The organism is Microbacterium karelineae (genome assembly GCF_009745985.1).
GTDB classification, from domain to species: domain Bacteria; phylum Actinomycetota; class Actinomycetes; order Actinomycetales; family Microbacteriaceae; genus Microbacterium; species Microbacterium karelineae.
This window is the reverse complement of sequence record NZ_WFIX01000177.1, coordinates 41140-62394: the sequence shown is the minus strand read 5'-3', so window position 1 is coordinate 62394 and position 21255 is coordinate 41140. Positions and strand designations below refer to the sequence as shown.

The 21255-nt window shown below is 71.7% G+C and carries 18 protein-coding genes; 9 read left to right on the top strand and 9 right to left on the bottom strand.

The features are described from left to right. Window positions 1-5: 5 nt before the first annotated feature. Genes GB932_RS06415 through bcp form a run of 4 tightly spaced genes read right to left on the bottom strand, consistent with a single transcriptional unit; the run spans window position 6 to window position 3748 of the window. Window positions 6-1667, bottom strand: coding sequence for an ABC transporter permease (locus GB932_RS06415; protein WP_156759868.1), 1662 nt, complete (start codon window positions 1665-1667; stop codon window positions 6-8). Next, a complete protein-coding gene (locus tag GB932_RS06410; protein WP_156759867.1) occupies window positions 1664-2581 on the bottom strand; it encodes an ABC transporter ATP-binding protein in 918 nt (305 codons plus the stop codon). The genes GB932_RS06415 and GB932_RS06410 overlap by 4 nt, the downstream gene beginning before the upstream one ends. Next, the gene (locus tag GB932_RS06405) at window positions 2578-3228 is read right to left on the bottom strand and encodes a TetR/AcrR family transcriptional regulator (RefSeq protein ID WP_156759866.1); all 651 of its coding nucleotides are present in this window, start codon (window positions 3226-3228) and stop codon (window positions 2578-2580) included. Before GB932_RS06405 ends, GB932_RS06410 begins: the two co-directional genes overlap by 4 nt. Window positions 3229-3274: 46 nt before the next feature. Then, complete coding sequence (bcp, locus tag GB932_RS06400) at window positions 3275-3748, bottom strand: thioredoxin-dependent thiol peroxidase (protein ID WP_156759865.1); 474 nt, start codon at window positions 3746-3748, stop codon at window positions 3275-3277. A 96-nt stretch (window positions 3749-3844) separates the two neighbouring features. On the opposite strand from bcp, the gene GB932_RS06395 reads away from it, so the two are divergent. After that, window positions 3845-4642 (top strand): ABC transporter ATP-binding protein, encoded by a 798-nt coding sequence (locus GB932_RS06395; protein WP_156759864.1) that lies wholly within the window; start codon window positions 3845-3847, stop codon window positions 4640-4642. Further along, window positions 4624-6216, top strand: a complete 1593-nt coding sequence (locus tag GB932_RS06390) for a hypothetical protein (protein WP_156759863.1) — start codon at window positions 4624-4626, stop codon at window positions 6214-6216. Before GB932_RS06395 ends, GB932_RS06390 begins: the two co-directional genes overlap by 19 nt. A 43-nt stretch (window positions 6217-6259) precedes the next feature. Here GB932_RS06390 and rsgA read toward each other — a convergent pair whose 3' ends face one another. Together rsgA and aroA are read right to left on the bottom strand one after the other, a co-directional pair. Next, window positions 6260-7318, bottom strand: a complete 1059-nt coding sequence (rsgA, locus tag GB932_RS06385) for a ribosome small subunit-dependent GTPase A (RefSeq protein ID WP_156759862.1) — start codon at window positions 7316-7318, stop codon at window positions 6260-6262. Between the two features lie 16 nt (window positions 7319-7334). Next, window positions 7335-8675: a 3-phosphoshikimate 1-carboxyvinyltransferase gene (gene aroA, locus GB932_RS06380; protein ID WP_156759861.1), complete on the bottom strand. Its 1341-nt coding sequence runs from the start codon at window positions 8673-8675 to the stop codon at window positions 7335-7337. 111 nt (window positions 8676-8786) lie between these two features. On the opposite strand from aroA, the gene GB932_RS06375 reads away from it, so the two are divergent. The 4 genes from GB932_RS06375 to GB932_RS06360 are packed head-to-tail and all read left to right on the top strand — an operon-like array spanning window position 8787 to window position 11518. Next, a complete protein-coding gene (locus GB932_RS06375) occupies window positions 8787-9392 on the top strand; it encodes a sigma-70 family RNA polymerase sigma factor (RefSeq protein ID WP_197517336.1) in 606 nt (201 codons plus the stop codon). Further along, a complete protein-coding gene (locus GB932_RS06370; protein WP_156759859.1) occupies window positions 9389-9643 on the top strand; it encodes an anti-sigma factor family protein in 255 nt (84 codons plus the stop codon). The genes GB932_RS06375 and GB932_RS06370 overlap by 4 nt, the downstream gene beginning before the upstream one ends. Window positions 9644-9670: 27 nt before the next feature. Further along, complete coding sequence (locus tag GB932_RS06365; protein WP_156759858.1) at window positions 9671-10963, top strand: GNAT family N-acetyltransferase; 1293 nt, start codon at window positions 9671-9673, stop codon at window positions 10961-10963. Between the two features lie 6 nt (window positions 10964-10969). Continuing rightward, window positions 10970-11518 carry an MOSC domain-containing protein gene (locus tag GB932_RS06360; protein ID WP_156759857.1) on the top strand — a complete coding sequence of 183 codons (549 nt, stop codon included), beginning with the start codon at window positions 10970-10972 and terminating at the stop codon, window positions 11516-11518. Window positions 11519-11607: 89 nt separating this feature from the next. Here GB932_RS06360 and GB932_RS06355 read toward each other — a convergent pair whose 3' ends face one another. Beyond that, a complete protein-coding gene (locus tag GB932_RS06355; protein ID WP_156759856.1) occupies window positions 11608-12666 on the bottom strand; it encodes a hemolysin family protein in 1059 nt (352 codons plus the stop codon). Further along, window positions 12663-13997 carry a hemolysin family protein gene (locus GB932_RS06350; RefSeq protein WP_156759855.1) on the bottom strand — a complete coding sequence of 445 codons (1335 nt, stop codon included), beginning with the start codon at window positions 13995-13997 and terminating at the stop codon, window positions 12663-12665. The genes GB932_RS06355 and GB932_RS06350 overlap by 4 nt, the downstream gene beginning before the upstream one ends. Window positions 13998-14228: 231 nt before the next feature. Between GB932_RS06350 and GB932_RS06345 the strand changes: the two genes are divergently transcribed. Further along, the gene (locus GB932_RS06345; protein ID WP_197517377.1) at window positions 14229-17894 is read left to right on the top strand and encodes a multifunctional oxoglutarate decarboxylase/oxoglutarate dehydrogenase thiamine pyrophosphate-binding subunit/dihydrolipoyllysine-residue succinyltransferase subunit; all 3666 of its coding nucleotides are present in this window, start codon (window positions 14229-14231) and stop codon (window positions 17892-17894) included. A 55-nt stretch (window positions 17895-17949) separates the two neighbouring features. Here the strand turns inward: GB932_RS06345 and GB932_RS06340 are convergent, their stop codons facing one another. Further along, complete coding sequence (locus tag GB932_RS06340; RefSeq protein ID WP_156759853.1) at window positions 17950-19047, bottom strand: NADH:flavin oxidoreductase/NADH oxidase; 1098 nt, start codon at window positions 19045-19047, stop codon at window positions 17950-17952. Window positions 19048-19205: 158 nt separating this feature from the next. On the opposite strand from GB932_RS06340, the gene GB932_RS06335 reads away from it, so the two are divergent. Both GB932_RS06335 and GB932_RS06330 read left to right on the top strand, forming a co-directional pair. Beyond that, window positions 19206-19988, top strand: coding sequence for an ADP-dependent NAD(P)H-hydrate dehydratase (locus GB932_RS06335; protein ID WP_231916037.1), 783 nt, complete (start codon window positions 19206-19208; stop codon window positions 19986-19988). After that, window positions 19985-21217 carry a glycosyltransferase 87 family protein gene (locus GB932_RS06330; protein ID WP_231916036.1) on the top strand — a complete coding sequence of 411 codons (1233 nt, stop codon included), beginning with the start codon at window positions 19985-19987 and terminating at the stop codon, window positions 21215-21217. The genes GB932_RS06335 and GB932_RS06330 overlap by 4 nt, the downstream gene beginning before the upstream one ends. The last annotated feature ends 38 nt before the right edge of the window (window positions 21218-21255 follow it).

The window sequence follows — 21255 nt, the reverse complement described above, 5'->3', positions numbered from 1 at the left end:
GGCGCCTACCCCGTCCGCACCTCGCGGCGGTGGAAGCCCACGAGTGCGAGCGCGAAGAGCGCCGCAGTGATGGCCGCGAGCACGATCGGCGGCACGATGTCCGCGTCGTCGAGGAACGCGCCGGAGACGCCGTGGAAGGGCGAGAGCCGGAGGACGGCGTCGGGCAGCTCGAAGAGCGGCCCGAACATCCCGATCGCGAAGGCGACGGCGAGCACCGCCCACGCGGCGCCCGCGGCGCGGGGGACCCACGCGTACAGCGTGGCCGTCGCGGCGAGGAACACGAGCACGGCGGGGGCGGTGAACGCCAGCACGCGCGCGAAGTCGGCGACGCCCGGATCCTCGATCCCGACCACGACGACGCCCGCCCAGAGGGCGCCGATCGACACGGCGATCACCGCGAGCGCGCCGAGGGCGGCGACGGCGAGCTGCGCGGCGAACCAGCCCGCGCGCGAGACGGCGGACGCGGCGACGAGCTCGAGGCGTCCCGACGCCTCCTCGCCGCCCGGGCGCAGGCCCGCGCCGATCGCATACGCCGCCGCGCATATGCCGGCGAAGAGCGCCATGACGCCGAGAAAGCTCGCCGTGAAGGCGGTCGGATCCTCGCCGAACATCGCACCGAACGCCGCGTTCGACGCGACGAGCTCGGACATCATGTCGTCGAGCGTCGACATCATCGTCCCGGCCCCGAACCAGAGCAGACCGAGCCCCGCGGCCGTCCAGGCGAGCGCGGCGCGCTGCTGGCGCCAGGCGAGGGCGAACGGCGAGGAGAGCGCGCGGCTCGCGGCGGCGCGCCCGCGACGGGCGGGGAGGAGCCCGGCGCCGACGTCGCGTCGGGAGGCGATCACCGCGGCGAGGGCGAGCAGAAGCGCCGTCGCGGCGAGGCCGAGCGCGATCGGCCACCAGCGCAGGTCGACGAACGGGCGCGTCTGCTGTGCCCAGGCGATGGGCGAGAACCACGACAGAGGGGATCCGCCCGTCTCCTGCAGGTCGCCCGCCGCGCGGATGACGAAGAAGACCCCGAACACCGCGAGCGCGAGCCCGCTCGCGGCGCGCGCGTGCTCGCTGATCTGCGCCGTGACGAGTGCGACCGCGCCGAAGACGAGCGCGGACACCGCCGATCCGAGCATGAGCGCGACCGCGTCGGGCACCGGCACCTCGTCGCCGAGGGCGACGAGGGCCGCGGCACCGAGCGCCGCGATCACGATCAGGTGGGCCGCGAGCGTCACGAGCGCGGCCACGGCCGCGGCGTGCCGGCCGACGGGCGCCGCGCGGATGAGCTCGGCGCGCGCGCTCTCCTCCTCGGCGCGCGTGTGCCGGACGACGTGCGCGATGCTCATGATCGCGAGGGCGAGGACGATCCAGGTGATCCCCTCGTTCGCGATCGCGACGGGCGCCGTGTAGTCGTCCAGCCCATAGCCCGGCCCGCCCATCACGATGCCCGACGGGGTGCGCATGACGGCGGCGCGCGCCGCGAGCGCGGCGGCGTCGAACACCGTGGTGAGCGCCACCGCGAAGTAGGCGATGAAGGCGGCGATCGACAGCGCCCACACGGTCATGCGCACCCGGTCGCGTCGCACGATGTGTCGGATCAGTGCGCCGACGCCCGTGAGGGTCCCGGGACGCGCGACGGGGCCGCGCAGCGGGAGCGTGTTCGCCGCGAGGGTCATGATGCGAACTCGCGCTCGGCGTCGAGCTCGTCGCCGTAGTGACGCAGGAAGAGGTCCTCGAGCGACGGCGGTGTGGCGGACAGCGACGAGATGCCGTGCTCTGTGAGCGTGGCGAGCACGTCGCCCATCCGGTCATCCTCGACCGTGAACGTCAGCCGCGTGCCGCCCTCGACCCGAGCGACCTCGACGTCGTGCACGCCGGGCGTGGAACCGAGGTCGATGGGGTGCCGCACGACGGCGACGACGCGCGAGCGCGTGAGGTGCCGCAGCTCGGCGAGCGTGCCCTGCTCGACCGACGTTCCCTGGCGGATGATCGTGACGGTGTCGCACACCTTCTCGACCTCGCTGAGGATGTGACTCGACAGCAGCACCGAGGCTCCGCGCTCCTTCAGCCGCCGCACCTCCTCGGTGAAGACGGCCTCCATGAGCGGGTCGAGGCCGCTCGTCGGCTCGTCGAGGATGTACAGCTCGGCGTCGCTCGCGAGGGCCGCGACGAGCGCGACCTTCTGCCGGTTCCCCTTCGAGTAGGTGCGCGCCTTCTTCGTCGGATCCAGCTCGAAGCGCTCGAGCAGCTCGCCGCGGCGCGCCGGATCCACGCCGCCGCGGAGGCGCGAGAGGTAGTCGATCGCCTCCCCGCCCGTGAGGTTCGGCCACAGCGACACATCGCCCGGCACATACGCGAGGCGGCGGTGCAGCGAGACGGCGTCGCGCCACGGATCGCGGCCGAACAGCCGCGTCGTGCCGCCGTCGGCGCGCAGCAGGCCGAGGAGGACGCGGATCGTCGTGGACTTGCCGGCCCCGTTCGGCCCGAGGAAGCCGCGCACCTCGCCGGTGGCGAGCGTCAGGTCGAGCCCGGTCAGGGCGCGGAACGATCCGAAGCTCTTGTCGAGGCCCTGGATGTCGATGGGGTTCATGACTCGTCCTCCCTGTGCGCCAGGTACTCGTCGAGCACCGTGCGGCTCGTGAGCATGCCCTCCGTGTACAGCTCGAGCATGGGGAGCGTCGTGTCCTCCTGCAGGCGCCGACTGACCGCGGCGAGATCGCTCGTGTCGTCGACGGGGCGCAGCAGGAGGGAGAGGAGGAATGTGCCGAGGCCGCTCATGACGAGGAAGCGCACGCGCGCCTTCTCGTCGCGGCTCGGGCGCACGACGCCGCGGGCGACGGCCTCGGCCGTGTACACCTCGGCGTCGGCGATCATGTGCTCGACGAAGTCGCGGCCGAGCTGGCCGCCCTCCATGACCGAGTGCATGACGTAGACGAGCAGGGGGGCGTATTCGTCGGTCGTGGCGAGCGAGGCGAGCAGCTGCCCGTTCGCCGCCGCCTGCATGTTCTCGGCCTTCACCCGCCGGATCCAGGCGAGCACGTAGTCGTCGCACGCGGCGCGCAGCCCGTCCTTCGAGGCGAAGCGCTTCATGATGAGCGCGGCGCTCACGCCCGCGTCGGCGGCCACCTGCCGCAGGGGCGCGGAGAAGCCCTCCCGCGCGAAGCGATGCACGGCGGCGAGGACGATCGGATCCGGATCCGCCGTCGGATCGTCAGAGAGAGGTGAACGCGTGTTCATGCCTGACATGTAAACACGCGTTCACCCCGGGCGCAAGGCCCCCGGCTCAGTCCAGCCCGAGGTCCTTGCGGATGCGGGCGACGTGGCCCGTCGCCTTCACGTTGTACTTCGCGAGGGCGATGTCGCCGCGCTCGTCGACGACGAAGGTCGAGCGGATGACGCCCTCGATCACCTTCCCGTAGTTCATCTTCTCGCCCCACACACCGTAGGCGCGGTGCACGGCGGTGTCGGGATCGCTCAGCAGGGGATAGGTGAGCGCGTCCCGCTCGGCGAACCGCTTCAGCTTCGCGGGCTCGTCGCGCGAGATCCCGATCACCTCGTAGCCGGCGCCCTGGAGCGACGCGAGCGAGTCGCGGAAGTCGCACGCCTCGGTCGTGCAGCCCGGCGTCATGGCCTCGGGGTAGAAGAAGATGACGAGCTTCCTCCCACGGAGGTCGGCGAGCGAGACGGCCGCGCCGTCCTGATCGAGGAGGGTGAAATCGGGGGCGGGGGATCCGGCTTCGAGGCGCGTTTCTGTCATCCCTCCAGGGTATCGGCGGGCGCGCGCAGGGGGCTCACCGCAGAACTCCACCTCAGGGTGGATGCCGCCGGTGCGCCCCGCCCGTAGCGTGGAGGGATGATCGATTCGCCGGATCCTCGCGTCGGCGCCGACGGCGCCCCACTCGTCCTCTCGCTCCGGGGCCTGCGCAAGCGGTTCGGGCAGTTCGTCGCCGTCGACGACCTGTCGCTCGACGTGCCCGCGGGCGCGATGCTCGGGCTGCTGGGGCCGAACGGCGCGGGGAAGACGACGACGCTGTCGATGGCGACAGGCGTGCTGCGCCCCGACGCCGGCACCGCGACCGTGCTCGGGCACGATGTGTGGGCCGATCCCGCCGCCGCGAAGGGGCGCATGGGCGTCCTGCCCGACGGTGTGCGGATGTTCGATCGCCTCACGGGATCCGAACTGCTGCGCTACACGGGCCTTCTGCACGGCATGGCCGACGCCGACGTCACCGAGCGGGCGGGCGAGCTCCTCGAGGCGCTCGGCCTGTCGGGCGCGGACCGCACGCTCGTCGTCGACTACTCGGCCGGCATGCGGAAGAAGATCGGCCTCGCCTGCGCCCTGATCCACGCCCCGCGCCTGCTCGTGCTGGACGAGCCGCTCGAGGCCGTCGACCCCGTCTCGGGCGAGACGATCCGCCAGATCCTGCGCGCCTTCGTCGCGGGCGGCGGCACCGTCGTGATGTCGAGCCACGTCATGGAGCTCGTCGAGTCGCTCTGCGATCGCGTCGCCGTGGTCGCCGCCGGTCGGATCCTCGCCCACGGCAGCCTCGACGAGGTGCGGTCCGGCTCGTCGCTGCAGGACCGCTTCCTCGACCTCGTCGGACGTCACGAGCTCGGGGAGGAGACTCTGGCATGGCTGCGCTCCTCGTAAAGCTGCGGATGCGGCAGCTGGGCCACCAGCTGTCACGGAACCCGTGGATGATCGTCTCGCTCGTCATCGGCATCATGACCGCGCTGGGCCTCCTCGCCGCTCTGGCATCGGGCCTCGTCGCTCTGCGGATGTTCGCGCCCGCAGACGCCGTCACCTCGGTGGTGATCGCGGGATCCGTGCTCACGGCCGGCTGGTGGATCGGCGCGCTCGTCGTCGGGGCGGACGACCTCATGGCGCCCGAGCGCTTCGCCCTGCTCCCCGTGCGCGCGGGCCGCCTGCTGCCGGGCCTCGTGGCCGCGGGCGCGGCGGGGATCGGCGGGATCGCCACGACGGTCGCGCTGCTCGTCACGCTCGTCGGATGGTCGGTCGATCCGCTCGCGCTCCTCGCCGGTGCGATCCTGATCCCGGTCGCGCTCGCCACGTGCATCCTCGGATCACGCGTCGTCGGAGGGCTCGCGGCCCGGTGGCTGGCGGGCCGGCGCACGCGCGACCTCTTCGTCATCGCGGGCGCGATCCTGGTGACCTGCTCGGGCCTGATCATCAGCTCCCTTCTGAACACGGCCATCGTCTTCCGCGGTGTCGGCGCCGGTGCGGCGGCGGTCGCGGACGCCCTGGCCTGGACGCCGATCGGGGCCGCGTACGGGGTGCCGGCGGCGCTCGCGTCCGGCTCGTGGGGCGCCGCCATGATCCGGCTCGCGATCGCCGGGGCGACGCTCGCCGCGCTCTGGCTCGCCGCCCGCGCGATGCTCGCCGCGCGCCTCGTCGCGCCGATCGCGCATCGGGGCGGCGGTCAGATCCGCGGCGGTGCGATCCTCGACCGGATGCTCCCGTCGACGCCCGCGGGCGCGATCGCCGCGCGCGTGCTGCGGTATCGGCGTCGGGATCCGCGGCACATCATCAACGTCGTCACGATGCTCCTGCTGCCCGTGCTGCTGAGCATCCCCCAGCTCATGTCGATGATGCGGGGAGAGTCCGCGGGTCTCGCGCCGGCCACGATCCTGCTCCCCGCGACCGTCGCCGTCATGGTCGCGACCATCGTGCAGATGGACATCGCCTACGACCACGACGCCATCACACTGCACCTGGCGGCGGGCGTGCGCGGCGTCGACGACCGTGCCGGCCGCGTGCTGGCCACGGCGATCATCGCCGTGCCCGCGACGGCGATCCTCTGCGTCCTCGCGTGCCTCGCGGTGGGGGACTGGTCGCTGCTGCCGGCCAGCCTCGGCGCCTCGATCGGCCTCGTGCTCGTCGCGCTCGGCGCGGGCGCCGTCGTCGGACCGTGGCTCCCGGGGCGCGCCCCCGCACCGGAGGCGAACCCGCTCGGCCGCGGCTCCTCGGGTGGCGTGCAGTCGTTCGCCGCCCTCGCCATCATGGCGCCGTCGACGCTCATCGTCGGCGCGCCCGCCCTCGGCTTCGGCATCGCGGGCATCTGGATGCCCTGGGCGGGCTGGGCGAGCCTCGCCTGCGGCCTCGTGATCGGCGCCGCCGCGGCCTGCGCGGGCGTCGTCTGGGGCGGACGGATCCTCGACCGCCGCTGGCCCGAGGTGCTCATCGCCGTCACGAGCGAGGCGTAGGGAAGGGCGCGGGAAGATCCTGCGGACGGCGAAGCCGGATCCGTCACCGACCGAATGAATCCTCTCGCCCCGCGAAGGTGTCGAGGAGTCCGCGGAGGGACGCGAGGCGCGCGGGGGAGATCCGCTCGTCCCGCGCGGCGTCGTCGAGGGCGCAGTCGGGCGCGTCCGCGAGGTGAGTGCAGCCGCGCGGGCAGTCGGCGGCCGCATCGTCGAGGTCGGGGAAGGCCGTGAGGATGTTCGCGGGGTCGACGTGCCCGAGGCCGAACGAGCGCACGCCGGGGGTGTCGATGACCCAGCCGGAGCCCGCCTCGCCGCGGTAGCGCAGCGAGATCGTCGACGACGAGGTGTGGCGTCCGCGGCCCGTGACCTCGTTCACGTGCCCCGTCGCGCGATCGGCGTCGGGCACGAGCGCGTTGACGAGCGTCGACTTGCCGACGCCCGAGTGCCCGACGAACACGGTCGAGTGCCCTGCGAGCGCGGCATCGATCTCGGCGAGGGGCGGCGCGTCCTGCGCTGAGAGGAACACCCGCAGGGCGTCGAGGCCGTCGAAGTGCGCGAGGAAATCGGCCGGATCTGCGAGGTCGGTCTTCGTCACGACCATGAGCGGGCGGATCCCCGCGTCGAGTGCGGCGACGAGGTAGCGGTCGACGAGGCGCGGGCGCGGCGGCGGATCCGCGGCGGCGACGACGACGAGCATCTGGTCGGCGTTCGCGACGATGACGCGCTCGACCTGGTCCGTGTCGTCGGCCGAGCGGCGGAGCAGGCTCGTGCGCTCCTCGATCCCGACCATGCGGGCGAGGGTGCCCTCGCCGCCCGTCGTGTCGCCGACGATGCGCGCCCTGTCGCCGGTGACGATCGCCGTCTTGCGCAGCTCGCGCGCCCGCACGGCGGTGATCTCGTGCTCGCCCGGCGCGTCCTCGTCGATCAGGACCCGGTATCGGCCGCGATCGACGCCGAGCACGCGGCCCGTGACGGCGTCGTCGTGCGCGGGACGGCGCTTCGTGCGCGGCCTGTTCGCCTTCGGGTTCGGCCGCACGCGCACATCGGCCTCGTCGAAGAGGTCGTCGTCATCGTCGTCATCGACGTCGTTCCACCAGCTCACACGAGGATCCGCCCGCTCACGCGTCGAGCATGTGCTGCCAGAGCCAGGCGAACTGCGGCATCGTCTTGCCGGTCGTGCCGATCTCGTCGATGACGACGCCGGGCACGCGCAGGCCGACGAGCGCGCCCGTCGTGGCGATGCGGTGGTCGTGGAACGCCTTCCACGTGCCGCCGTGCATCTCGGCGGACGGGATCACGCGGATCCCGTCGGGCAGCTCCTCCGCGCCGCAGCCGACGGCGCGCAGGTTCTCCACGAGCGCCGCGATACGATCCGTCTCGTGCTGGCGGATGTGGCCGATGCCCGTGAAGGCGGACGGCGAGTCGGCGAACGCCGCGAGGCCGACGAGGGTCGGGGTGAGCTCGCTGACGGCCGAGAGGTCGAGGTCGACGCCGTGGATCGTCTTGCCCGCCGTCACCGTGACGGCGCCGCCGCGGCGCGTCACGCGGCCGCCGAGGAGCGAGAGGATCTCGGTGAGGTGGCCGCCGGGCTGCGTCGAGTGCGCGGGCCACGACGGGATCGTCACGGAGCCGCCCGCCACCATGGCGCCGGCGAGGAACGGCGCCGCATTCGACAGATCCGGTTCGATCGAGATGGTCTTGCCGCGCGGGAGCGTCGCCGGCACGATCCACTCATGGGGCGAGGGACGCTCGACGTGCACCCCGCGGTGCGCGAGCGACTCGAGCGTCATCTCGATGTGCGGCATGCTCGGCAGGCGCGGGCCGGTGTGCTTGAGGTGCAGGCCGACGTCGAAGCGGGGCGCCGCGAGCAGCAGGCCCGACACGAACTGGCTGGACCCGGACGCGTCGATCTCGAGCTCGCCGCCGCGGATGTGGCCGTGCCCGTGCACCGTGAACGGCAGGCTCCAGTGCCCGCCGTCGTCGATGTCGACGCCGAGGTCGCGCAGGGCCTTGATCATCGTGCCCATCGGCCGGTGGAGCGCGTTCTCGTCGGCGGTCATGCGCACATCGCCGTCTGCGAGGCCGAGCAGCGGCGCGACGAATCGCATGACGGTGCCGGCCTGGCCGCTGTCGATCTCGCAGCCGCCGCGGAGTTCGCGCGACGGCGTGATCTCGACGTCGTCGCCGAACGGGCTTGCGCCCGGCACACGCTCGATCTGCACGCCGAGCGCGCGCAGCGCGTCGCCCATGCGGTGCGAGTCGGCCGAGTGCAGCGGCGCCTCGATGCGCCCAGGCCCATCGGCCAGGGCGGCGAGGATCAGCTCGCGGTTGGTCAGGGACTTGCTCCCGGGCACCGTCACGGTCGCGCTGAGCGGCGTCTTCGCCGTCGGCGCGTCGAACGGACCCCGGGGCGCGTCGGTCGGGGCGGTGGACGTGGGGGAATACCCTCGCGTGGTCATCGCGTTCCACCCTAGTGAAGGATCGAGACGAGGTGACGGATGATTTCCACGGCGTGTGTTGCGGACGCCCCGCACGTGCAGTACGCCCCCGCCCGCGTAGGCTGGTCGGTGATGGACGACGCCGACGAGATCTCCCCGCCTTCTGACCCTCGGGCGCAGTTTGAGGAGCAGGCCCTTCCGTTCATGGATCAGCTGTACGGCGCGGCCATGCGCATGGCGCGCAACCCGCAGGACGCCTCCGACCTCGTGCAGGACACGTTCGTCAAGGCGTTCTCCGCGTGGCACACGTTCCGCCAGGGCACGAACCTCAAGGCGTGGCTGTACCGGATCCTCACGAACACGTACATCAACGGGTATCGCAAGCGCCAGCGCGAGCCCTACCAGAGCGCCATCGACGACCTGGAGGACTGGCAGCTCGGCGGCGCGGAGTCGACCACCGCGTCGAGCCACCGCTCCGCCGAGGCCGAGGCGATCGATCACATGCCGGCGTCGGCCGTGAAGGACGCCCTGCAGGAGCTGCCCGAGGATTTCCGGATGGCCGTGTACCTCGCCGACGTCGAGGGCTTCGCCTATCAGGAGATCGCCGACATCATGAAGACCCCCATCGGCACCGTCATGAGCCGTCTGCACCGCGGCCGGCGGCTGCTGCGCGAGAGCCTGCGGGGATACGCCGCGGAACGAGGGATCGCCGCGGCGAGAACAGGAGTGGACAAGTGAGCGACTGCGGCTGTGAGAAGACGCGCGCCGACCTCGAGGCCTTCGTGAGGGGCGAGATCGACTGCTGTCAGACGGCGCATACCGAGATCCGGGAGCACATCGCGAACTGCCCCGAGTGCCAGGACGAGGCGACCGTCGCGCGCACGCTGACGACCGCGGTGCACCGCGCCTGCAGCGAGGAGTCGGCCCCGGTCGATCTCCGCCTGCAGGTCATCGCGAAACTCCGCGACGTGCAGTCTGAGCCTCATTAGGCGACGTACTCTGCATAGGCTGGGCGGGTGAGCATTCTCGACGCACGCACCGTGCCCGCCGACCCGATCTCCCGCGACCGCCTCGGGGAGGAGGGCCTCGACTATCGGGTGATCTCCGGCGACGAGCTCGCCGATCAGCTGCGCGCCGAGCACCGCGGATTCCTCGGCGGTGAACCGTCCGAGGAGGAGGTGGACGACGAGCTGGCGTTGCAATCGGAGCGCCGAGTCATCGCCGTCTACGACCGCGACGCACTGCAGCCGCTCCCCGTCGCGACCGAGTGCTCGTGGGTGACGCCCCTCACGGTCCCGGGCGGCGAGATCCCGATGTGGGCCATCAGCGGCGTGACGGTCGCGGCGACGCACCGCCGCCGGGGGATCGCGCGGGGGATGCTCGAAGGCGAGCTGCGCGCCGCCGCGGACGCCGGACTCGCGATGGCCGGGCTCACCGTCAGCGAGGCGACGATCTACGGCCGCTACGGCTTCGCATCCGCCATCCCCGTCGCAGGCGTGACGATCGACGCGAAGCGCGCCGGCTGGGGGCCGCATGAACCCGCCGCGCGGATCCGGTTCGTCGACCGCGAGCAGCTCGCCGATGACCTCGGCACGCTGCACGAGCGCACGCGCGGACAGCGACTCGGCGACATCGAGGCATGGCCGCGCCGCTGGCGGCAGTCCGCGGCGCTCGTTCCGGGCGCCGAGAAGCCGGGCCACGTGCGCGGCGTGCGGGCGATCGACGCCGACGGCGAGCTCGTCGGATCCCTCGCCTTCCGCGTCGAGGAGGGCACGGACTTCTCCCATCACACGCTGCGCGTCGAGCAGCTCATCGCCGCGACCCCCGACGCACGCGCGGCCCTCTGGCGCTTCGCGATCACCTACGACCTCGTCTCGACCGTCCAGGCGAGCCTGCAGCCGATCGACGACCCGCTGCCGTGGCTGGTGCGCGATCGCCGCGCCATCACCCAGGCGGTGCACGACCACGGCTGGCTGCGCATCCTCGACGTGCCGGCCGCGCTGTCCGCTCGCTCGCTCGCGGGTGCGTTCGGCGTGCGCCTGCGGGTGACGGATCCGCTCGGGATCGCCGCCGGAGCCTGGACCGTCGCGAAGCTCGGCGCCGAGGGCGTCCGCGTCGAATCGCTCGGCGACGGCGAGCGCGCCGAGGTGACGCTCGACGTCGGAGCCCTGTCGGCGGCCTACCTCGGATCCGTCTCGCTCGGGACGCTCGCCGCGGCGGGCCGGGTCACGGGCGATGCCGCGAAGATCGCGGCCCTGTCCGACGCGCTCCGTGTCGCCACGGCGCCGCACCTGTCCATCTGGTACTGAAGACGTATGCCTTCCGTTCTCGCCGTCTGCGTGGTGCATCAGCTCATAGCGGATCCCGGATCCGTCGGGACGACCGCGATCGACAAGCGCCCGGTGTCGGGTCGCGTGCGCGTCGGCCCGCTCGGCGTGTACGGCGATGTGCAGGCGGATCGGAAGAACCATGGCGGCGAGGACAAGGCCGTCTACGTCTACGCGCAGGAGGACGCCGAGTGGTGGGCGGCCGAGCTCGGCCGCGAGATCCCCTTCGGCACCCTGTTCGGCGAGAACCTCCGCACGGAGGGCATCGACGTCTCGGGCGCGCGCATCGGAGAGAGGTGGCGCATCGGCGACGTCGAGCTCGAGGCGACGATGCCGCGCAGCCCCTGCATGACGTTCGCACGCCGCATGGGGCTCGAGCGCGACGGCTGGGTCAAGCGCTTCGCCGACGAGCGACGCCTCGGCACCTACTTCCGCGTGATCCGCAAGGGCGCGCTCGCCGCGGGCGACGCGATCGAGCGCGTGCACGTCCCGGCCGACGCGCCGACCGCGCGGGAGATCTTCCGCGCGGCCAGCTGATCCGCCGGCCGCGCTCGCTCGCGGGTGCGAAACGGTCGCTCCGTCGCGCGAGAACGACCCTTTCGCACCCGTGAATCCTGTGCCGCGCGTCAGCGCCGGCGGGAGCGCTCCGTCGCATCGTGCACCTCGCCGACGAGCTCCTCGAGGATGTCCTCGAGGAACAGCACCGAGACGGTGCGGCCGTCCTCCGCGCGCACGCGGGCGAGGTGTCGTCCCTGCTGACGCATGAGGGCCAGCGCGTCCTCGAGGTCGGTCGTGCGGCTCACGGGCACCATGTGGTGGATCCGCTTCGCGGGGATCGGTGCCCGCACCTTGTCTTCGTCGTCGTCGCCCGCATCGCGCAGGACGTCCTTGAGGTGCACGTAGCCGATCGGATCGGCGTCGTCGTCGACGATGACGTACCGCGAGTATCCGTGCATCGCGACGGCGCGTTCGATCTCCGCCGGCGTCGCCGACTCGGGAAGCGTGACGAGCCTGTCGAGCGGCACGGCGACGTCCGCCGCGACCTTGTCGGTGAACTCGAGCGCCGCCGCGACCGTGCCGGACGCGTCCGCGAGGACGCCCTCGCGCCGCGACTGGCTGACGATCGTCGCGACCTCGTCGAGGGTGAACGTCGACGCGGCCTCGTTCTTGGGTTCGACGCCGAACAGTCGCAGCGCCGCGTTGGCGACGCCGTTGAGCACCCAGATGACGGGGCTGAACAGCTTCGACACCCAGACGAGCGGCGGCGCGAGCAGCAGCACGGCGCGGTCGGGAACGCTGAACGCGAGGTTCTTCGCCACCATCTCGCCGAACACCACGTGCAGGTACGACACGATCACGAGGGCGATGATGAACGCGATCGTGTCGATCGCGGCCTCCGCCAGCCCCGTGAGCTCGAGCGGCGCGAGCAGCAGGTGGTGCAGCGCGGGCTCCGAGACGTTGAGGATCAGCAGCGAGCAGATCGTGATGCCCAGCTGGCTGGTCGCGAGCATCGCCGTCGCGTGCTCCATCGCGTACAGGGCCGTCCTGGCCGCGCGTGATCCCTTCTCGGCCCGCGGCTCGATCTGCGATCGCTTCGCGGAGATGACGGCGAACTCGGCGCCGACGAAGAAGGCGTTGCCGATCAGCAGCACGACGAGCCACGCGAGTCCCGCCCAGTCGCTCATCGCGCACCTCCATCGGATCCGGCCTCGGCGACGTCGTCCGAGGGGAGGGGATCGGCGATGAACCGCACGCGGTCGACGCGGCGGCCGTCCATGCGGACGACCTCGAGGGATCCGTCGTCTGTGCGCACAGTGTCGCCGACGGACGGGACGCGTTCGAGGACGCTCATGATGTATCCGCCCACGGTGTCGTAGTCGTCTGATTCGGGCACCGTCACGGCGGCGCGCTCGCGCAACTCGTCGGGTCGGAGCTGGCCGGGGAAGGTGACGGAGTCGCGGTGGCGGACGACGCCGACGCGGCGGCGGTCGTGTTCGTCGGCGACCTCGCCCACGATCTCCTCGACGAGATCCTCGAGCGTGACGACGCCCGCCGTCCCGCCGTACTCGTCGACCACGACCGCCATCTGGTAGCCGCGGCTGCGCAGCTCGGAGAGCATCTGGTCGAGGTGCACCGTCTCGGGGACGCGAAGCGGTTCGGTGCGCAGCGCGCCCACGGGAACCTCGCGGCGCTTCTCGCGGGGCACGCTGACGGCGGCCTTGAGGTGCACGACGCCGATGACGTCGTCGAGGTCGTCCTCGTAGACGGGGAAGCGGCTGTGCCCCGTGTCGCGCGCGCGCCGGATGACCTCGTCGGCCGGCTCGCCGACGGCGATCGCATGCATCCGCGGGCGGGGGGTCATGACGTCGCCCGCGGTCAGGCGGGCGAAGTTGAGCGAGCGGTCGAGGAGCGTCGCCGTGTCCTCCTCGAGGACGCCGGCCATCGCGCTGCGGCGCACGAGGCTCGAGAGCTCCTCGGCCGTGCGGGCGCCGGACAGCTCCTCCTGCGGCTCGACGCCCATGGCGCGCAGGATCCCGTTCGCGCTGCCGTTCAGGCCGGCGACGGCCGGGCGGAAGACGGCCGTGAAGGCGATCTGCGCGGGTGCGACGAGGCGTGCCGTCGCCAGCGGAAGCGCGAGCGCGAAGTTCTTGGGGATCAGCTCCCCGAGGATCATCGAGAGGATCGTCGCGATCGCCATGCCGACCACGGTCGCGATGGCGGCGACGCCGGCCTCGGGAAGCCAGCCCGCGAGAAGCGGCGAGAGGAGACGCGAGAGCGCCGGCTCCATCGTGTAGCCGGTGAGGAGCGTCGTGAGGGTGATGCCGAGCTGCGCGGACGACAGGTGCGTCGACGTGTGGCGCAGGGCGGAGATCGTGAGCGCCAGCCGCGGCTCGCCGCGTGCCTGCCTGGCCTCGAGGTCCGCGCGGTCGAGATTGACGAGGGCGAATTCGCTGGCGACGAAGATCCCTGTTCCGAAGATGAGGGCGAGTCCCACGCCCAGCATGGTCCAGTCCATCACGACCGCGTCACACCGACCTGTCGATCGGGGCGCGCGTGAAGACGCGGATCCAGGGGCGTGGGTCTGTTACTTGGAGGGTCGTCCATGATCTCTCGATCATAGAGCACCGCAGACCCGCGTCGCCGTGAGAATACGCGCGTGCGCTGGGATACGCTGGACGGTGGAATGCGCGGACGTTCTGCCGCGTGCGGTGAGCATCATTCTTCGATGAAAGTGGGCGATCTGACCGTGTCGAGTCAGGTGACGGGTGTCGGTACGTCGAGCGATGGGGAGTTCGGGGCCAATCAGTGGCTCGTCGACGAGCTGTACCAGCAGTACAAGGTCGACAAGAACGCGGTCGACAGGGAATGGTGGCCTGTGATGGAGCAGTACGCCGCGCAGAACGGCGCCGCCGCGGCTCCTGCGGCAGCGCCCGCGGCGACGGAAGCCCCGGCCGTCACGAAGCCGGCGACAGGGACGCCGCCGGTGGCGAAGACGACGGCGAAGCCCGCGTCCGCCGCGCCGATCCCCGCTGAGCCCGAGGCGAAGAAGTCCGAGGCGCCCGCGGAGGAGCCCGCGGAAGACAAGGTCACCGCGCTCAAGGGCATGCCCAAGACGCTCGCCAAGAACATGGACCAGTCGATCTCGGTCCCGACGGCGACATCGGTGCGCACGATCCCGGCGAAGCTGATGATCGACAACCGCATCGTCATCAACAACCACATGTCGCGCACCCGCGGCGGCAAGGTCTCGTTCACCCACATCATCGGCTGGGCGCTGATCCAGGCGCTCAAGGCGTTCCCGAGCCAGAACGTGTACTACGCCGAGATCGACGGCAAGCCCAGCGTCGTCGCCCCCGCGCACATCAACCTCGGCATCGCGATCGACCTGCCGAAGCCCGACGGCACGCGCGCCCTCATGGTGCCGAGCGTCAAGAACGCCGAGTCGCTGACCTTCAACCAGTACCTCCTCGCGTACGAGGATCTCGTGAAGCGCGCGCGCGCGAACAAGCTCACGGCGGCCGACTTCGCCGGCACGACCGTCTCGCTCACGAACCCCGGCGGCATCGGCACGGTGCACTCCGTGCCGCGCCTCATGAAGGGCCAGGGGTGCATCATCGGCGCTGGCGCGCTCGACTACCCGGCCGAGTTCGCCGGCGCGAGCCCCAAGACCCTCAACGAGATGGCGATCGGCAAGACGATCACCCTCACCAGCACGTATGACCACCGCGTCATCCAGGGCGCCGGGTCGGGCGAGTTCCTGAAGATCGTCAACGAGCTGCTGATCGGCAAGAACAGCTTCTACGAGGACATCTTCTCCGCGCTGCGCATCCCGTACGCACCGATCCACTGGAACGCCGACGTCTCGGTCGACCTCGCCGAGCGGGTGGACAAGACGGCTCGCGTGCAGGAGCTCATCAACGCCTATCGCGTGCGCGGCCACCTGATGGCCGACATCGACCCGCTGGCCTACACACAGCGCGAGCACCACGACCTCGAGATCGAGTCGCACGGGCTGACGTTCTGGGACCTCGAGCGCGAGTTCGTCACGGGAGGGTTCGGCGGGAGGCGCCAGGCCAAGCTCCGCGACATCCTCGGCGTCCTGCGCGACACGTACTGCCGCACGATCGGCATCGAGTACATGCACATCGCCGATCACGAGCAGCGCGAGTGGTTCCAGCAGCGTCTCGAGCGCCCGTACGAGAAGCTCGACCACGACGAGCAGCTGCGTGTGCTCGGCAAGCTGAACCAGGCCGAGGCGTTCGAGACGTTCCTGCAGACGAAGTACGTCGGCCAGAAGCGCTTCTCGCTCGAGGGCGGTGAGTCGCTCATCCCGCTGCTCGACCGCATCATCGACGGCGCCGCCCGTGAGGGCCTCGAGGGCGCCGCGATCGGCATGGCTCACCGCGGCCGCCTCAACGTCCTCACGAACATCGCGGGCAAGACCTACGGCGAGGTGTTCAGCGAGTTCGAGGGCGCGCTGCCCGGCAACAAGCGCGGATCCGGCGACGTCAAGTACCACATCGGCACCGAGGGCACGTTCCGCGGCACGGACGGCAACGAGATCGACATCTACCTCGCGGCCAACCCATCGCACCTCGAGACGGTCGACGGCGTGCTCGAGGGCATCGTCCGCGCGAAGCAGGACCGCTTCGAGAAGGGCACCTTCCCCTGGCTGCCGGTGCTCGTCCACGGCGACGCGGCCTTCGCGGGCCAGGGCGTCGTCGTCGAGACGCTGCAGATGTCGCAGCTGCGTGCCTACCGCACGGGCGGCACGGTGCACATCGTCGTCAACAACCAGGTCGGATTCACGACGCTGCCGCAGGACGGGCGATCGTCCCGCTACGCGACGGACGTCGCCAAGACGATCGCGGCGCCGATCCTGCACGTCAACGGCGACGACCCCGAGTCGGTCATCCGGGCGGCCGAGCTCGCCTTCGACTACCGCCAGAAGTTCCAGCGCGATGTCATCATCGACCTCGTCTGCTACCGCCGCCGCGGGCACAACGAGGGCGACGACTCGTCGATGACGCAGCCCCTCATGCACGGCCTCATCGAGGCCAAGCGCTCGGTGCGCCGCCTGTACACCGAGTCTCTCGTCGGTCGCGGCGACATCACCGAGGAGGAGTACGAGGCGGCGAAGGCCGACTTCCAGAACCGCCTCGAGGTCGCCTTCGCCGAGACGCATGCCGCCGAGACCGGGTCGATCCCCGTCGTGAGCCCCGAGCAGCTCAAGCCCGAGCTGGAGGGTGAGCCCGACGTCACGGGCGTCGGCACCGAGGTCCTCGCGCAGATCGGCGACGCGCACGCCAACAAGCCGGGTGGCTTCACGGTGCACAGCAAGCTGCAGCAGCTGCTCGACAAGCGCCTGCAGATGAGCCGCGAGGGCAAGATCGACTGGGCGTTCGGCGAGCTGCTCGCGTTCGGATCCCTGCTGCTCGAGGGCACGGCCGTGCGCCTCGTCGGTCAGGACTCGCGCCGCGGCACCTTCGTGCAGCGCCACGCCGTGTTCCACGACCGGGTCAACGGCCAGGAGTGGCTGCCCCTGTCGAACCTGTCGGAGAGCCAGGCGCGCTTCAGCGTGTACGACTCGCTCCTCAGCGAGTACGCCGCTCTCGGCTTCGAGTACGGCTACTCCGTCGAGATGGAGAACGCGCTCGTGCTGTGGGAGGCGCAGTTCGGCGACTTCGTCAACGGCGCGCAGTCGATCATCGACGAGTTCATCTCCGCGGCCGACCAGAAGTGGGGCCAGGAGTCGGGCGTCGTCATGCTCCTCCCGCATGGCTACGAGGGCCAGGGCCCCGACCACTCGTCGGCCCGCATCGAGCGCTTCCTGCAGCTGTGTGCGCAGGACAACATGACGGTCGCCCGCCCGTCGACGCCCGCGTCGTACTTCCACCTGCTGCGCCGCCACGCCTACTCGCGCCCGCGTCGCCCCCTCGTCGTGTTCACGCCGAAGGCGATGCTGCGCCTCCGTGGCGCGACGAGCGAGGTCGCCGACTTCGCCGAGGGCACCTTCCAGCCGGTGCTCGACGACGATCGCGGGCTCGACGCGGCGCAGGTCACGCGCGTGCTCGTGCATGCGGGCAAGATCCACTGGGATCTCGCATCCGAGCTGCAGCGCACCCCCGACGAGAAGACGGCGCTGGTGCGGCTCGAGCAGTTCTACCCCGCGCCGGTCGACGAGCTCAAGCGCGTCCTCGCGCAGTACCCGAACGCCGAGATCGTGTGGGTGCAGGACGAGCCCGAGAACCAGGGCGCATGGCCGTTCATCCAGCAGTGGCTGAGCGGTGCGGCGGTCGGTCGCGACTTCAGCGTCGTGTCGCGCCCGGCGGCGGCGGCGCCGTCGACGGGATCCTCGAAGGTGCACGCCGTCGAGCACACCGACCTGATGAAGCGCGCCCTCGGCCGCTGATCACACGACGACGCGGCCGGCACCCCTCGGGGTGCCGGCCGCGTCGTCGTTCTCCTCAGGCGCGAGTGAGGGCGGGGGAGGGGGCGCGGTAGCCGCGGATGTACTGCGGCGGCCAGATCGAGGGCGGGTCCTCGCCGAGCTCTCCCGCGGCGCGGAGCGCGAAGTGCGGGTCGCGCAGCCACTCGCGCGCGGCGAAGATGACGTCGGCCTGGCCCGAGGCGAGGATCTCCTCCGCCTGCGCGCCGCTCGTGATGATGCCGACGGATCCCGTCAGCGCCCCCGTGATCTCGCGGATCCGCGCGGCGAACGGCACCTGGTAGCCCGGGCCGACCTCGATCCGCTGGTGGGCCACGAGCCCGCTCGTCGAGATGTCGAAGAGGTCGGCGCCCGCGTCGCGCGCCCATGCGGCGACCTGCGCGACGTCGTCGACCTCGAGGCCGCCCGGCGCCGAGTCGGTGGCCGAGAAGCGCACGAACACCGGGAGGTCCTCGCCGACCTCCGCGCGCACGGCGCGGACGACCTCGATCGTGAACCGGGCGCGGTTCTCGAGGGATCCGCCGTACTCATCGTCGCGCTGGTTCGTCAGCGGCGAGAGGAACTCGTGCAGCAGGTAGCCGTGCGCGGCGTGGATCTCGAGCACTTCGAAGCCGGCGTCGACCGAGCGGCGCGCGGCGATCCGGAACGCGTCGACGACCTCGGCGATGCGCTCGACGCTCATCGCCTCGGGCTCGGCGAAGCCCTCGTAGGCGACGGCGGACGGCGCCTCGGTCGTCCACCCGCCCTCGGCGAGCGGGACGGATCCCTGCGCGTCGGCGAACGGCGAGTGCGTCGACGCCTTGCGGCCCGCGTGGGCGAGCTGTATCCCCGCGACGGATCCGCGGTCGCGGATCGAGCGCACGATCGGCCGCCACGCGTCGGTGTGCGCATCGCTCCAGATGCCGGCGTCGTCGGGGGAGATGCGGCCCTCGGGGACGACCGCGGTCGCCTCGGCCACGACGAGCCCTGCGCCGCCCGACGCGAACTGTGCGAGGTGCACGTGATGCCAGTCGTTCACGATGCCATCCGAGGCGCTGTACATGCACATGGGCGACACCCAGAGGCGATTGCGGAGCGTGACCTCGCGGATGGCGAGCGGCGAGAAGAGCTGGCTCATGGTGACCTTTCCTCAGGATGACGGCCCGGGCGCGGCGATAGTCTGACCGCATGCCCGGCGGACACGAATGGCACGACGACGAGTGGACTGCCCACGACGCGAGATCCGTTCTCCGCGTCCCAACGCGAGATGACCACAAGTATTCCCGGGGTTCCGTCGTGTTGCTGACGGGAAGTCCCACCTACCCCGGCGCCGCCGTTCTCTCGGCGGAGGGCGCGTGGCGCGCAGGAGCCGGCATGGTGCGGTGGATCGGCGACCCGGACGTCGGCCGGCTCGTGCTGCAGCGCCGCCCCGAGACGGTCGTCGGCGGGGGCCGGATCGACGCGGGCGTCGTCGGCAGCGGGATCGATGGGCGCACACGCAGCGACGAGGTGAGGGAGATGATCCTCTCGCTGTTCGCCTCGCCCGCGCCGCTCGTGATCGACGCCGGCGCGCTCGATCTCGCGTCTCGCGCGCACGGGCCGTTCGTCGTGACGCCGCACGCGGGCGAGCTGCGCGAGGTGCGGATCCCGCTCGGGCTCGGCGTCGACGACATCGACGTGGATCCGCTGCAGGAGCGCCTGGCGGGAGACTTCCGCGAGCGGGTGCTCGTGGTGCGCGAGACGGCCGTCGCACTCGGCGGCGTCGTGCTCCTGAAGGGCGCCGACACCATCGTCGCGACGCCAGGCGGCTGGTGGACGGTCGTGCGCTCGGGCACGCCGTGGCTCGCGACGGGCGGCACGGGCGACGTGCTCGCCGGCGCGATGGGCGCGCTCCTCGCGGGCGCCGTCGCCGGGCGTCCGGCCTCGGAGATCGATGTCGAGGAGCTCGGCCCCATCGCCGCGACGGCGGCCTGGCTGCACGGTGCCGCCGGCCGCCTCGCGTCGGGCGGGGAGCGGCCGATCACGGCACTCGACGTCGCGGCCGCCCTGCCGCACGCCTTCGCCGAGGCGACCGCGTGACGGCCGTGCGCCCGGCGCGGAGGTCGATCGCACCCGTCGTCGCCGTCTGGGCGGCCTTCCTCCTCGCGCACGGCTCCTCGACGGCACTCGGCTGGGTGTGGCCGAACCAGCCCATGGGCGACACGTACCTCGTCTACGAGCCGTGGAGCGACCTCGCGCTGAGCGGCCAGGCCATCATGGGCGTCACGGACGCGTGGGTGTACCCGCCGCTCGCGCTCGCGCCGATGGTGATGGCCCGCGCGCTCGTGTGGTTCTCGTCGTATTCGCTCGCCTGGGCGGTCCTCGTGACGGCGCTCGACGTCGTCGCCTTCGCCCTCCTGGTGCGGCGCGGATCCTCTCGAGGGCGCCTGGCCGCGGCGTGGTTCTGGGCGGCGTTCGTGCTCGCACTCGGGCCGATCGCGCTGTTCCGGCTCGACGCCGTGACGGTGCCCATCGCCGTCGTGGGCCTGCTGCTCGCAGGTGCGCATCCGCGGATCGCGGGCGCGCTCGTCGGGGCGGCGACATGGATCAAGGTGTGGCCGGCGGCACTGGTGGCGGCGCTCGTCATCTCCCTGCGATCCCGCGGGCATGTCATCGTCGGGGGCGCGGTCTGCTCGGCGGTGATCGTCGGCGTCGTCGCGCTCGCAGGCGGGACGGAGCACCTCCTCGGATTCGTGACGACCCAGGGCGAGCGGGGCCTGCAGATCGAGGCCGTGGCGGCGACGCCGTTCATGTTCGGCCTCGGCGGCGCCGAGGTGTACTACGACCAGGTCATGCTCACGTACCAGCTGACGGGCGCGGGCGTCGACGCCACGGCCGCGGCGCTCGGGCCGATCATGGCGGCGTGCGTGGCCGCCATCTGCGCGCTCGGCGTCTGGCGCGTGCGCCGGGGATCCCCGCGCACGCGGATCCTCCCTCCTCTCGCCCTCGCCCTCGTCGTCGCGCTCATCGTCTGCAACAAGGTCGGATCCCCGCAGTTCCTGACCTGGCTGATCGCGCCTCTCGTCGCGTGGATCGTGTGGGACCGCGCCCGCGCGTGGGGTCCTGCGCTCCTCGCGCTCGCGACCGCGCTGCTCACGCACATCGTCTACCCCGTGGTCTATGACCAGATCCTCATGACCGATACCGTGGCGATCACGGTCCTCGCGCTGCGAGGCGCGCTCGTCGTCGCGCTCGGGATCTGGGCCGTCGTGCGCCTCGCGCGCACGCCCACCCCCGCGAGAGAACAGGTTATGCGCGATCGCACATGACATTTCATGCGCGCTCGTGAGTACCGTGTGCTCTCGCG

Coding starts and splice junctions, on each gene's coding strand:
- GB932_RS06390 (WP_156759863.1), top strand. CDS start 4,624: ATGGCTGCGCTCCTCGTAAAGCTGCGGATGCGGCAGCTGGGCCACCAG.
- GB932_RS06350 (WP_156759855.1), bottom strand. CDS start 13,997: ATGGACTGGACCATGCTGGGCGTGGGACTCGCCCTCATCTTCGGAACA.
- aroA (WP_156759861.1), bottom strand. CDS start 8,675: ATGACCACGCGAGGGTATTCCCCCACGTCCACCGCCCCGACCGACGCG.
- GB932_RS06395 (WP_156759864.1), top strand. CDS start 3,845: ATGATCGATTCGCCGGATCCTCGCGTCGGCGCCGACGGCGCCCCACTC.
- GB932_RS06375 (WP_197517336.1), top strand. CDS start 8,787: ATGGACGACGCCGACGAGATCTCCCCGCCTTCTGACCCTCGGGCGCAG.
- GB932_RS06360 (WP_156759857.1), top strand. CDS start 10,970: ATGCCTTCCGTTCTCGCCGTCTGCGTGGTGCATCAGCTCATAGCGGAT.
- GB932_RS06340 (WP_156759853.1), bottom strand. CDS start 19,047: ATGAGCCAGCTCTTCTCGCCGCTCGCCATCCGCGAGGTCACGCTCCGC.
- GB932_RS06410 (WP_156759867.1), bottom strand. CDS start 2,581: ATGAACCCCATCGACATCCAGGGCCTCGACAAGAGCTTCGGATCGTTC.
- GB932_RS06415 (WP_156759868.1), bottom strand. CDS start 1,667: ATGACCCTCGCGGCGAACACGCTCCCGCTGCGCGGCCCCGTCGCGCGT.
- bcp (WP_156759865.1), bottom strand. CDS start 3,748: ATGACAGAAACGCGCCTCGAAGCCGGATCCCCCGCCCCCGATTTCACC.
- GB932_RS06405 (WP_156759866.1), bottom strand. CDS start 3,228: ATGAACACGCGTTCACCTCTCTCTGACGATCCGACGGCGGATCCGGAT.
- GB932_RS06355 (WP_156759856.1), bottom strand. CDS start 12,666: ATGAGCGACTGGGCGGGACTCGCGTGGCTCGTCGTGCTGCTGATCGGC.